This window comes from Ignavibacteriota bacterium, from assembly GCA_016713565.1.
Classification (GTDB): domain Bacteria; phylum Bacteroidota; class Ignavibacteria; order Ignavibacteriales; family Melioribacteraceae.
This window is the reverse complement of the sequence record JADJOX010000002.1, coordinates 120,903-135,121: the sequence shown is the minus strand read 5'-3', so window position 1 is coordinate 135,121 and position 14,219 is coordinate 120,903. Positions and strand designations below refer to the sequence as shown.

The following is a 14,219-nucleotide window of genomic DNA, read 5'->3' as shown; positions in this document are numbered from 1 at the left end:
TTGTCATTTTAGTTGATTTCTTTAATTAAACAAATTTTTAATTTACATTAATAATTTCTCGTAATCTTATATCTTTTGATGAAGAGCCAATCATAATTCGAAAATCGCCGGGCTCAACAATTTTTTTAAGATCTTTATCCAACATAGACAATAAATCTGGGGTAATTGTAAACTCAACTTCTTTTGATTCACCTGCTTTTAAATGAATTCGTTTGAAACCTTTTAATTCAATTACCGGTCGCGCGACTGAAGCAAACAGATCTTTTATATATAACTGAACAACTTCATCGCCGTCTGTCTTGCCTGAATTTTTCAATGTGAATTTAAGTTTTGTTTCTTCACTTTGCGAAATATTTTTTTTCTCAATTTTAAAGTCGCTGTATTCAAACCGTGTATAGCTCAAACCAAATCCAAATGGAAATAACGGCTGACCCGTAAGATTTATATAATCATCTCCTCTTCCGGTCGGCTTGTGATTATAATAGAGCGGCAGTTGTGATTCATGAATCGGGAAAGTTATCGGTAATCTTCCCGCAGGATTATAATCACCAAACAATACATCCGCCACCGCATTTCCGCCGGCTTCACCAGGATACCAAACATCAATAATTCCGCTGATATTATTTATCCAGTTGTTCATTGTAATAGCACTTCCTCCAACCAAAACAACAACCGTTGGAATTCCAAGTTCTGATATTTTATTGATAAGCATTTCTTGATGACCGGGAAGATTTAAGTAAGCCCGGTCGCGAAATTCGCCTTCATCAATTCCCGCAACAATAATTGCCGCGTTACAATTTTTTGCTTTTTTTACTGCCTCGTTAATTTCATCTTTCCATTCATTACTTATTCCATTATCCCAAACTAATTTTATTCTTGTGTTCCCTGCTGTAGTATAAAACTCAACTTTAATTTTATATTCTTTATCTTTAGCAAAATTAAATTCTTCTAATAGATTACCGTATGATCTTTGCACCCAATTATCAATAAGCAAACTATCGTTAATATAAAGTCTGTAACCGTCATTGCCTTCCAACCCGATATTAATTTTACCGTTCTTAGGTCCAATTACTTTTCCTTCCCAAGAAACGGAATAACAATCATAGTCAATTTTCTCCGGATCAGGGGAAAATAATGTCCATCTAAAATCTATTTGGCTGTCGTTCTTTACAAAAATAGGATCGCCGGAAAAATTGGAGCTCCGATAATATTTCCCCGTTAAACCATTTTGTTTTTCGCCGTTAAATTCGCAAACTAAATTTTCTTTTGGAATTGTTACATACTTTATATCTTCTCTTGAGCAGCCTTTAGAATAAATAACTTCGGTATTGTCCTTTAGTTTATCTTTAATTCCATTTAAAATATTTACAATATTGTTTCCCGGACCACTGTAACCGCCAAGCCTTCCTTCTATTGCGTCTGTTCCAATTACGGCAATCTTCTTTAAATCTTTTTTTAACGGTAAAATATTATTTTCATTTTTTAGTAATACAACTGATTCCTGAGCGGATTTATAAGCCAGATCCCGATGCGCATTACTTCCATTAAATTCGTTTGCTTTCTTAGCGTCAACATACGGATTTTCAAACAATCCCATATTGAACTTTGCCTTTAATACCCTTGCAACGGCTTTATTTATAGTTGATTCTTTTATCATTCCTTTTTCAAAAGCTTCATAAAATAATGGATAGTGCGCATAAGAAGTTTGAAATATCACATCTAATCCGCCTTCTATTGTTTTCATTGTTGATTCCGCATAATCATGAGAAGTGAAATGTAGAACATTTGCTCCTCCAATTGCGCCAGCATCAGAAATTACAAATCCGTCAAATCCCCAATCATCTTTCAGCTTTTTATTCAGCAGCCAGTCATTTGCCGAACACGGAGTTCCGTCATATGAATTGTAGGAAATCATCAAAGATTTGGCATTTGCTTTTTGAATCGATTCTATAAATGCCGGAAAATAAATTTCTTCCATTAATCTTTCATTAAAATGAATCGGATAACTATCTCTTCCGCCGTCTCCCACATTCGCGGTAAAATGCTTTGGCGTTGTAATGATGCCATTATCTTCAAATTGTTTGATAAACGCGATACCCATTTGTGAAGTTAAAAATGGATCCTCACCGTATGTTTCTTCAACTCTTCCCCATCTTACGTCTCTTGCAATATTTATTACCGGAGATAATATTTGTCTTATGCCGCGAGTCTTAACTTCTAAAGCAATCGCGTTTGCCACTTCACTCATTAAATCGGTATTCCATGTCGCCGCCAATCCAATAGCTTGAGGAAATGCTGTTGCACCGTCTCTCACCAAACCGTGAAGCGCTTCATCAAATGGTATGATTGGAATTCCCAATCTTGTATTTTCTACAAAGTATTTTTGGATTTCGTTTATTTTTTCCGCGACCGACTCGGGTGTACCGGAATTACCGTAATCTAAAATCTGTTCGGTTATCTTTGCAGATTTTGCTTTTGTCGATACTTGAAATCCGAATATCCCATTTTTGTAATTTTCATTTTCATCGCTTAGATCACCCGGTATCATAAATAACTGCCAAAATTTTTCTTCCAGCGTCATTCTTGAAAGCAGATCATTTACTCTTTCCTCTACAGGTAACTTTGGATTCTTGTAAGGTAATTTTTGACTGAATAACAAATTTGAATAAACTACGAATAACAAAAAAAATAATTTTCGCATTAAATATTTTTCCTATTTAAGATTTTTTTATATAATATGCATCAATTCATATCAAATTTTAACTTTATTGTTTCAATTGAATTTTTACCCAAACTTATTGGGAGAGTATTTTTTGAAAATTTTAATTCCTTAATATTTTCTTCAATTAAATTTGCGGTGTTTGCCGATTGAATATCTTTAAATCCGTGAAGCTCAATATCGGAATTCGTTCCGAAAATATCGTAAGCTCTTAAAACAATTGATCTATCATCTTCGGATTTTTTAATTGTGCTAATAATAACATTATCATTTTTAGATGAAAAGAAACTTAGTTCTTCGGGTAAATCAGCGGTAACAGATTTATTTGGGTATACAACAACCATTAAATTTTCATTAGCGCCTTTACCGTTTCTAAATCCGTTTTGCCAGCCAGCAACATGCGAATTCAACGAAAATTTATAATGATGATCGCCCGTTTGTAAATATTCATTTCCTTCACCGTGACAGCTTTTTCTTGACGCCAATAAAATCGGCTGAAGAACTAAATCTTTTGAGCTCATGTTGATAGGATCGATGTAATCTGCAACGGCAACACACGAACTTAAAGTCATACCAAAATCAAGTGAATTCGCGCTAATCCAATTCTCAATTCCTCTCGGATGAATATTCTTACAAACTGTGGTGTATCTTTCTCCCGCGTATCCTTCAATTTCATCTTTACCAACATTAACAACTCCAAACGCGGTCTCATAACTTATTTGTTCATTTTCCATATTAAGCGGAATTGCCATTCTATACTCACGGTAAAGAACACCTTCCCAATTTAAAAGAGCAATGTCAATATCGATCTTTTTGATTTTTTTATATAAAGTAACATTTTGTTCAACAACGGCATTTTTAATTTTCTGTCTGAATTTAAATTTGCTGAAAACCGGTCCGTTCTCAATAACTTCCCAATTTAATTTATAATTACTAGTTTTATCAAAACCTTCCAAAGTAGGCTGCTGAATATCGGAAAATTCACCGGCTCCATTTCCTTCAGACTGCAAAGTGAAAATTTCTCCACCAAAAAACTTTGAAGTATCGAGCAATTCTTTTTTCAGCTCTTTATCATAAATACTTTTTATTCCCTTATCACTTAAAACAATATTGTATTGTTCGCTTTCAAACGGTTTAAACTTTTCATCGCTTATCTTATTATTACTCTCACTTAAATAAAATGTTTTATATCCGATAGATGGCACATTTTCCGCAATGAAATTAACTTTTGCCGATTTAATGCTGCCATTTTTATTTGTCGATATATCTGAAAGTTGAACTTGAACATTTTTATTATTTGCATCGGTTAGAATAATTGAATAAGTATTTTCATTTTGCGGATAGAAATAAAATCCAACCGGATCCGATCTTTCCCAATTTAAACTGTTAAAAACAATTACGGGTTTTCCTTTTTCTTCATCAGTATTAATTTTAGTTGAAATCGAATTCAACTCATTTTCAATAATATTTTTTGCCTCGCTTTTTGCAAAAATAAATTTGCTGTGAAATAGATCATCGGTCTGCTGACCTTCTTTTCCGCCCCAGCCATGATCGGGATAAATTTTTGATTCCCACGCGTTTAATAATATTCTTGACGGATAATTTTCAAAACTATTATTGATTAAGGAATTTATTGCCGCAAATTTCTCAGCGACGGGTAAAAGAATATCGGCTTCTCTGCTTGCCTTTAAAGCTTCATAATGTGAAGGTCCGTGAATATAAAGCCATACTTGCGGACGTTCGCCCATAATTTTTGGAATATTCCGCGAATTTTTTGTAAATCCTTCAAAAAACTCATTTGCCGTTTGAATTTTAAATTTGGGCAGATTTAACGAAATTTTGTTTCCATCTTTTTCAATTTCATTTATGCTTTCCCAATTATTTATTACATTAGAATAATCTATTGCCGGACTCATATCCCAATCGGATAATAAAGGGATTGAAGTAGTATTTGATTTTTCATTAAAATATTTTTCCCAATATATTCCGGTTTCAGCGAGATAATTTGCCGCGTCGTAAACATTTTTATGCAAAGGCATAAAAGCGTCTCCGTAATGTCCCGGAGAAAACATGGTTACGTATGAACCATCCGGACTGTACCAATTATAAATACCTTTTTCAAATCGGCTAATTACCATGTAATCCGTTCCGGATTTTTTTAATATCTGCGGCATTTGTAAAACTCTTCCCGGAACATCCACATTCCAATATACTTTTGCATCATAATCAAATACTTCCTTCAGCCATTTTTTTCCCAAATAAAATTGGCGAACCAAAGATTCACCGGAATACATTTCTTCATAAGGCTGAATAAAACTTGAACCGCATGAAATTTTTCCGTCTTTTAATAATTGCCTAATACCTTCTTTTTTATCAGGATGCCTTTGAATGAATTCTTTTAGCATAAGCGCGTCTTCAATGTCAAATCTGTAATTTGAATTTGCCGCGATTGCTTTTTCATACAGCGGAGTAAGAAGCATTGTATCTCTTTCAATTATACATTTTTCCGGACTGTCCATCCAAGCAATATCCTGATGACTCGAATTCATTAATGAAATAAATCCGTCACTTAATTTTGATTGTGATAATTTTAAAAGGTTATTAACTGTCTGAGGTTTATAAATTCTCTGACAAAATATTTTTGCCGCGCCATTTTCAATTTTCAGTTCATTTAATAAAAGTGATTTCTGTTGTAGTTTTTGATATTTTCTTTCACTTTTAAGATCGGAAAGATCAATCAATTCTTCATTTTCATCCGAAACAATAAATCTTAAGTTGCTTATATCATTGTTTGGAATTGACAAATTACCTTCCGTATAATCGCCGTTAGAATTTAATTTTAGTTTGTATTCATTGTCACCAATCTTAAGGTTTAACTGTTTATCTTTGTTTGTAATTGCGGAGATGAATTTTAAATTTGATTTTGCGTCTTTATAACTAACTTCCACATTCAGCCAATTTTCGTATTTAACTAAATTCTGCAAATAAGTAATTACGTCGTCAGCTTTGTAAATAATTATCCAAGAATTACTTTTTTCCGCTTCACCTACAATTTTCAACTTAACCGGCTCGTTTACTTTTACCATGTTGCCTGGAATAAAAATTGACATATAACCGTGCGCGTCTCCGTGCTGGTCAAATTCAATTGAAGTGAATTCTAACTTTGTTCCGTTATTATTTTTAAATACTCTGTTTTCTTCATTACCGCTAATAAATTCAAATTGTTTTTTATCATTTACAAACACATCAAATTTATGTCTTTCATTTGTCATTTCAACAGCGGCTATCCAGGTAAACCAATATCCGGCTTTGTTATTCTCACTAATTTTTTGAGTTTCCCATTCTATCTCCATATTGCCGTCTGTACATCTTGTAAGCATTCCTTCGGTAACGTCAATTCTCAAACTGTGATATTGAAAATTATTTTCATTTAAACTTTTTGAAAATCCTTCCAAGTTGTTTTTCGAATTTACGGCAAAATTAAATTGCTTTATCAATTTGACTTTATCATCAGCATTAATTGTGTAGGCAATTAGACAAAAAAATGAAAATAATATATATTTTCTCATAAAGCCATTCCCGGAAATTATTAGTGTTTAACTTTCTGCTACAATACTAAATAAATTTTATCTAAAACAATGTTGAATCAGCTCATCAACTGTTGTTGTTACCAGGCAAACCGAAGTATCAGCGGCACCGTAATAAATTTTAACTTCAGAATCTCCTTTGGCGAATCCTTCTTCGTCAAATTCTTCAACAATTATTCCAGTAGGAAAAACAACATTCGGTACTTGTCCCGCTAATTCACACAATTCGCGCGGCTCTAATATATTCTGAGTTCCCCTTGAAATTACTATTGCCGGATTATTTAAATCATGCAGCATAACACCCATTTGATAGATTGGCGCATAATGCATTGCAATTCCGTGGTAAGTATGCAGCCATCCTTTTCTTGTTTTTATTGGAGGTGTGCTGCTGCCAACCATTTCATCCCAATAAAATTTATTTCCTTCGGCAACAATTGCCAATCTTTGCCAACTAATCATATCTTTAGATTTAGCAACAACAATAGAATTTCCTGTTAATGGTCCGCCTTCAATTTGCGCGGTATTCGGTCTTTCGAATCTGTAATATTCATTATTGATTTTTTCAGGAAATAAAACGCCGTTTCTAACATTTTTCTCAGATACAACGCCAAGGAATTTAAAATTCTTAAAGTCGTTTGTTTTTGCCAAACCGAGGCTGCAGTAATTTTCAATATCCATAGCGAACATAATATAGTATTCATCTTCTATTTTTGTAATTCGCGGATCATACATATGATAAAGTTTCAAGTTTAATTCCGCCAATCCTTCAAATACAACAATCTTATTTTCCACATTAAATTTAACACCATCTTCGCTTTCCGCCATGACAAAAAATGTTCTGCGTCCTCTATTTTGAACTCTAAGCATTAAAAGATATTTGTCATTAAATTTTATTGCGCCCGGATTAAAAACAGATGTTGCGTCAATTAAATGTGGTTCAATATTTGGAATATCTGAATTTTTAACTACCGGATTATTTTTATGCCTTAACATACTCTGTTGTTCTTCCTTATTATTTTCTTACTATTTGTTTAATTGATTAATTGCGAATGCGTACGCACCCAAAGAAATTGCCAAGCTTGTTCCTATTTTTGAAATTCCAACGCCTATTCTCGTTTCCGGATCATATTTAATTGTTTTATCAGTTCCAATAATCGGTAATTCTTTTGTAGAACCTTTTAAGAAATTTTCCAATTCGGTGTTTGATTCCAAATTATAAACTTTTTGTGTTAATCTTCTAAATAAAGTACCATCGTCCTTTTTAAAATTTGAATTCATTTCATCAACTAAGTGCGGCATAAATAGGTCGGACGCACCCGACAATCCGCCTCCGATAACAATTAACCCATCGATAAGCGTAATCGCGTTTGAAATAGAATCGCCAACGGCTTCAGCCATAGTTTTAAATGCGGTAATTGCCGCGTCTTTATTGCCTTCTTTTTCGCCATTTGCGATTTCAAATAAAACTTTGGGTTCCGGAGTTTCATCAAATGAAATACCGGTTAGATTTGCGTAAACTCTTTTTACTCCTCTAATACTTCCGTGCTCTTCAATATTTAAATGCGGAGCTAATTTATTTCTCATAAGCCAAATTTCACCAGCGCCGGAATTATCTCCAACAAATAATTCACCATCTCTTACTATGCCCGATCCAAAACCGGTTCCAAGCGTTAAACCAAATAAATTTCTGTATTGTTTGGGACTTCCGGCATCTTTTAATTTTTGATTGATTTCCGGTAGAAAACCAAAAATGGCTTCCCCGTAAGCATACAGATCGCCATCGTTATTTATGAATACGGGAATATTAAATTTATTTTCTAAGAACGGACCTAACGCAACGCCTCCTCTAAATGCGGGTAAATTCGGTAAATCGCCAATAATGCCGTTTGGATAATCCGCGGGACCTGGAAAAGCAAAACTAATGGCTACAGGTTCAGCGGGCAATTTTGATTTTACTTCGTTAAAACCATCAACCAAAGTAGATAACATCTTTTCCAAATCCTTTGGCTGCGACGGGTATTTTATTTCATCTATAATTTGTTTATTTCCTTGAATAGCGGTAAATACTAAATTGGTACCGCCCGCATCAAGAGTCATTACAATTCTTTTATCATTTTCGAAATTCATTTTTGACCTTATAATTAATATGATGATTATTCAATTTTCATAAATAACTTTTTAGATTAAACACTTGCCGTTTTTTTCTTTCCCTTCAGAGATAGCACTAATAAATATCCGAAACAAATTGCGGGAACAATGTAAGCTAAAGTCAAAAGACCATTATCCACAATATTTCCCATTATTAAAGGTACAATCGCGCCGCCGCTGATTGCCATTACCATTAAACCTGATAACTCACTTGAACGTTCAGGTTTTTCTTCAATTGTAATTGAAAAAAGCATTGGCCAAATATTTGCGAAACCTAATCCTCCAATAACTATACCTGCAATTGTTAAATATTCTTGTCCTGTAATTATTAAAATCACGCCAAGCAATCCAAGTGCTGCTGATATTCTAAAGAATGTTCTTGCGTTGATATTAATACTTCCGGCTACTAATCTTCCGAAAGTTATTGTTCCAAAGAATATTGTCGGTCCCCATAACGCGGCGTTATCCGCGGAAAATCCAAAACTTTCCAATGATGGTTTTAAGAAACGTGCCATACAAACTTCAGCTCCAACATAAAGAAAAATTCCAATAACGGCTAAAGCAAAAACCGGTTCTTTAAGAAGTTTTAAAGAAGAACCAATACTTGGCGGAATGTCGGCTTTTGTTTCATTTACTTTTAAAGAAGCAACAGATACAAACGCGATTATCATAAATAACAGAAATACCGGGAAAACACCTCGCCAGCCCATTGTTGCAAAAATTGGAAGAATTAAAACCAACCCAACCAAATATGCTGAACCTGAGGATCCGAGTCCTTTAATCCCTTGAGCTAAAGCAAGGTTTCTGCTGTATTTTCCTTCGTCACTTACATCATACATTATAGGATTACCGGCAACTTGAAGAAATGTTGTTCCTATTCCAAGCAAGAAAATACAAATTACAAGAAGAGTGAATCCGGGATCGATAAATGTAGGGATTGCCATTGCAACTATATTCAATCCTAAACCCAGCAGAAGTAAATTCTTTTTTCCAACGCGCGCGGCTAATACTCCGCCCGGTACACTAAAAACAGCAAAAGCAATAAAAACAAAAAAAGTTAACAGCGTAGCGACAACTGCGCTTAATTCATAATTTTTTTCAACCGCGCTTGCCATTGGTCCCATTGCGTCTGCAACACCCATTACAAGAAAAGTTAAAAATATCGGGATTGTTTTAAGTTTCATTTTTCACCTATATAAGTTTTGTTAAAATAAATTTAATTGTAACTATTCAATTATAATTTCGTCTGAAAACATCCAAGCCGGTTTACCCGAACCAATGTGCCAGGTTGGACAAATACCAATATTCTTCGCATGAATTTTAAGATTCTTAGTCTTAATTTTATCAAATGATAATATAAATTCTTCTTTAAATATTTTTGTTGATTTTATGTCGGCTTTTCTAAAAACTCTACCTAAAATTATATCATTTTTATCTGAATAGGAAACTTCAACCCACTCGGGTAAAAATATCCATGATTCAAGAAATTGTAAAAAACCAATTTTAACTTTACTGAATTCCAATATTTTTCCAAAATCAATATTTGCTATCAGATCATTTGTTTCAAAACCTTGCCAAATTGATAGATCAACTCCGGATATCATTTTTGCCGGACCGGCAATTCCATCCAATAAAGCGTAATCATTTCCGCCGTTATATTTTTTACTAAACGGATAAATGAAAGAAATTTTTCCGCCGATTCCTTTATGATCAACTTTAATATTCTTTGGAGGAAGATATTTCGTTTCGTCGGTATCTTTGTATTTTTCTCTTAATTTCTGAAGTTCTTTTTTAAGTTCGTCAATAATATTTTTGTACTCTGGGTTATCATAAATATTGTTGATTTCATCGGGATCTTTTTCAAGATCGTAAAGCTCCCACGCGTCAATGTCAAAATAAAAATGTATTAGTTTATATTTTGAGGTTCTGATTCCGTAATGTCTTTTAACGCTGTGTTCAGCTGGATATTCAAAATAATGATAATAAATTGAAGTTCTCCAATCCTTAGGATTCTTTCCTTCTAAAATTTTCCTAAGCGATTCTCCCTGCATATCTTTTGGAACAGGAACATTGGCGTAATCCAGAAAAGTCGGCGCGTAATCTATGTTCATTACCATATTTTGATTATTAACAATTCCTTGTTCACCGCCGGGAATTTTAATAATTAACGGAGTTCTAAGTGATTGTTCATACATAAATCTTTTATCGAACCAGCCGTGTTCACCTAAATAAAATCCTTGATCGGAAGTATAAACAACAATTGTATTTTCTTCCAAATTATTCTTTTTAAATACTCTAAAACATTCCCAACGCTTTCATCAACCGACGCAATACATCTTAAATAATCTTTAATATATCTTTCGTATTTCCACTTTGCCAAATCATTGCCGGTTAAATTACTTTTCTTGAATAATTCATTTTCATCATTGTAAGCTTTATTCCAAATTGATTTTTGTTCTTCCGTCATTCTATCAAAAGAACTTTTCCACCAATTATTGTTTATTTTTTCATTGCTGAATTTGGAGCTTTCGATTTCATCAATCGGAACTTTCAAATCGTAATCAATAAACATGTCTCTATCTATTCTCATCTTCTGATCTTTTGCCGCATCGCTTCTTGTCGCATAATCATCAAAAAAAGTTTTAGGCAGCGGAAAATCTTTATCATCATATAAATTTAAATTATCGGGTTCGGGCATCCAATTTCTATGCGGAGCTTTATGATGAAGCAAAAGACAAAACGGTTTACTTTTATCTCTTTTGTTCAACCAATTAATGGCAAAATCAGTTGTAAGATCAGTTACATATCCTTCAATCCTTTTCTTTTTTCCCATTTCTATAAAATCAGGATTGTAATATTCACCTTGATCCGGCAGGATGTTCCAATAATCAAAACCTGTCGGATCGCTTTTCAAATGCCATTTACCTACAATAGCAGTTAGATAACCATGCTGCTGAAGTAATTTTGTAAATGTCTGCTGGGATCCATCGAAAGTTGTTCTGTTATCTATCATTCCGTTTATGTGATTATACTTTCCAGTAAGCATGCAAGCTCTGCTTGGTCCGCATATTGAATTTGCTACAAAGCTGTTTTCAAACCTTACACCATCTCCGGCAAGTTTATCAATATTCGGCGTAATATTCAGCCCTTTACCGTAACTGCTTATTGCCTGATACGCATGATCGTCTGCCATTATAAATAATATATTAAGTTTCTTATCCGAAGCGCATTTATTAAAGAATATCGGCGATACCGCGATTCCGGCAGATGTTACTGAAATATGTTTTATAAATTGCCTTCTATCCATAATACGTTACTTTTTTAATTGCAAAATATTATTATTCCCCAAAAACCTTAATTCCAATTTTGCTTGGGCGTTATCACCGCTTGAAAATTTACAATCAAATGAAATATTGTGCTTACCTTTTTCAAGTTTCAAATCAAAATTATTAATTTCAAGTTCTTTAATTTTATTCCAATTTGCTTGATAAACTGTTAATTTATTTTTACCGTCAAATTTAAGTATTTCATTTTCTTTTAAGTCAACATTCAAAACTAATTTTCTATAATTATCAAATTCAATTGAAATATCTTTTGTTTCGGAATTAATTGATTGAATAATTAGCTCCCAATCATTTGATTTTTCATTTAAGTCAAATTCAAACTTAGAAGCGACGGGCTCTCCCGGCTGAAGATTTTTTTTGACATGGTTAAACTTGAATGAATTTATATGAGTTAACACATATTTATTGGAATTTTCTTTTATTAATCTATATTCATTTTTTAGATCTTTCATTTCCTCTTTTTGTTCATCGGTAAATAATTTTGATAATCTTGCTTCTTCCCAAATACCAATAGTTCTAAAGATTTCATCCGAAATTTTATTTTTCTCCAAGGACATATCATTAACAACAAAGGCATAACCTGCATCAAACGCCGCCGAACGGGCGAGCATCCATTCAATATCTTCAAGACTAGTTTCAGGTCGTAATTGAAACCAGCCAAGCATTGCGGGCATTAAATTTCTTTTAAAATACTCTTGGTTTTTCAATCTGTAATCGGTTTGGCTTTCTCTAAAACCCGCGTACCAAGGTTCGCCCCAATTCATTCTTGTATAAATATGCCAGAAGAAATGTGTTGTTCTGCTTGCGTCGGCAATAAAGCTTGACTTAATATTTTCATCTAGGTTGTTGTACCAATTTTGCGTAAAAAGGATTTCGCCGTAATTTCCCATTCCGGTTGAACGATTTCCTTCCAAACCGTCGAAAGATATTTGCCTAAGTCCGGTTTTATTATAAAGCTCGGCAATGTTTTTAGAAACTTCCAAACTCAAATCAATATCCGTCAAAAATACTTTATAGCCATGATCAGCCAATTTACAAATTACACTGCTTTTAGAGTGAGTTGATTTTTTTGTTCCAAAAGCTCCTCTTTCACAATTTACCAATTTCCAACCGTTATCATTTACGCATCTTTCATATCTTATAAGCTCTTCATCAATTTGAACTGTTTTAAGATTATTATTTTTGTACTGATCGAAAAATTTAGGATCGTCTATTTTTATTTCTTTAACTGTAGAATTTAAATCTTCGGAAATTTTTGTATATCCAACTTTGCCCAATCTTTTGTCCGGTATCGGAGTAACATATTTATCATTCGTTGTAATAAAATTAGATAAAGTATGCACCCCAATTTGTATGCCGTTTTGGTTTGCCTTTTCAACGCAATTTTTCAAACCGTTTATTCCGTTTGGAAAACTTGTTTTGCTTAGTTCAAAATTACCCCAAGTTTCAAAAGGATTTCCTTGGTATAAATATTTTAAGCCGGCTTTCTTTGTAAGTTCAATTGCTTTATAAATTGTAGATTCTGTAAAATCATAAATTAAATAAGCTCGTGCGGCATATTTAGAGGTTTTGCCCCATTCGCCTTCCAACATGGGATGCGGCAACTTTTCATTTATCTCGATTTTTGAAATTGTATTTAAAATTTCATTTTTTGAACTGCCGAATAAAGCGATTGACGAGCCGATAATTCCGCCGTCATTATATTTTGGAGAAATATAATATTCATGATCCAAGTTATCAATTATTCTTTCTTTATTTCTATTTCTGCAATATGCTTGAAGTGAACTTCCGAATTTAGTTGGTTTAGCGGCTTCTACTCTGTATAACACATAATCTTTGCCTTCTTCGCTGAGGTCGGTATAATCATTTTGAGCAAAAATATTAATTTGCGGCATGCAATCGTTGTTCGTCCATGGAAAACCGCCAAGTGTTTTCGCGTTCAGCGATTGAATTCCTATCGCAAAATCATCATTTTGAACAACGCCGACGGTCTCACCAATAACCTTGTTTAGTTTTGTATTGTATGGTCCCCAAACAATTAACTCTGTGTCACTATCGCTAAATGATATGATTTCAAATTTTATATAATCAGCATTTGCTTCGTATTTTATGACAGCTTTGATATTTGTTAAAAATGTAAATTCAATTTCATTTTTATTCGAATTTATCACTGCTTGTTCGGGATTTATTATCCTGTCATTTTTTTTTATTGATAAGAGGTATGAAGAAGTATCGGCGACTAATAAATTTGCATTTATATTTTTTTGAATAAGTTCCGTTAATTTTCCCTTTTCATCCAACGACAATCTAAAATTTTCAGTTTCAACTGTAAAGAATTTATTTTTGTTTGAACATGAAAATACTATTAACAATATCGCAAAAACAATAAAACTTTTTTTCATAAGCACCCGCAAATTTTTT

Annotated in this window: 6 protein-coding genes and 1 pseudogene; all 7 read right to left on the bottom strand. The window is 33.3% G+C overall.

The genetic code is table 11. The annotated features are described in order from the left end of the window. Positions 1–37: 37 nt before the first annotated feature. Positions 38–2,701 carry a glycoside hydrolase family 3 C-terminal domain-containing protein gene (locus IPK06_02725; protein MBK7978929.1) on the bottom strand — a complete coding sequence of 888 codons (2,664 nt, stop codon included), beginning with the start codon at positions 2,699–2,701 and terminating at the stop codon, positions 38–40. Positions 2,702–2,742: 41 nt separating this feature from the next. Next, the gene (locus IPK06_02720) at positions 2,743–6,288 is read right to left on the bottom strand and encodes an alpha-mannosidase (GenBank protein ID MBK7978928.1); all 3,546 of its coding nucleotides are present in this window, start codon (positions 6,286–6,288) and stop codon (positions 2,743–2,745) included. 57 nt (positions 6,289–6,345) lie between these two features. Next, the gene (locus IPK06_02715) at positions 6,346–7,299 is read right to left on the bottom strand and encodes a glycoside hydrolase family 130 protein (protein ID MBK7978927.1); all 954 of its coding nucleotides are present in this window, start codon (positions 7,297–7,299) and stop codon (positions 6,346–6,348) included. 30 nt (positions 7,300–7,329) lie between these two features. Further along, entirely contained in the window at positions 7,330–8,433 is a 1,104-nt protein-coding gene (locus IPK06_02710) for an ROK family protein (protein MBK7978926.1), read from the bottom strand. Between the two features lie 56 nt (positions 8,434–8,489). Then, positions 8,490–9,638 carry an MFS transporter gene (locus tag IPK06_02705; GenBank protein MBK7978925.1) on the bottom strand — a complete coding sequence of 383 codons (1,149 nt, stop codon included), beginning with the start codon at positions 9,636–9,638 and terminating at the stop codon, positions 8,490–8,492. Between the two features lie 42 nt (positions 9,639–9,680). Next, positions 9,681–11,761 (bottom strand): annotated as a pseudogene (locus IPK06_02700) (sulfatase). Positions 11,762–11,767: 6 nt separating this feature from the next. Continuing rightward, positions 11,768–14,200, bottom strand: a complete 2,433-nt coding sequence (locus tag IPK06_02695) for a hypothetical protein (GenBank protein MBK7978924.1) — start codon at positions 14,198–14,200, stop codon at positions 11,768–11,770. Positions 14,201–14,219: the final 19 nt, after the last annotated feature.

Coding starts and splice junctions, on each gene's coding strand:
- IPK06_02710 (MBK7978926.1), bottom strand. CDS start 8,433: ATGAATTTCGAAAATGATAAAAGAATTGTAATGACTCTTGATGCGGGC.
- IPK06_02725 (MBK7978929.1), bottom strand. CDS start 2,701: ATGCGAAAATTATTTTTTTTGTTATTCGTAGTTTATTCAAATTTGTTA.
- IPK06_02695 (MBK7978924.1), bottom strand. CDS start 14,200: ATGAAAAAAAGTTTTATTGTTTTTGCGATATTGTTAATAGTATTTTCA.
- IPK06_02720 (MBK7978928.1), bottom strand. CDS start 6,288: ATGAGAAAATATATATTATTTTCATTTTTTTGTCTAATTGCCTACACA.
- IPK06_02705 (MBK7978925.1), bottom strand. CDS start 9,638: ATGAAACTTAAAACAATCCCGATATTTTTAACTTTTCTTGTAATGGGT.
- IPK06_02715 (MBK7978927.1), bottom strand. CDS start 7,299: ATGTTAAGGCATAAAAATAATCCGGTAGTTAAAAATTCAGATATTCCA.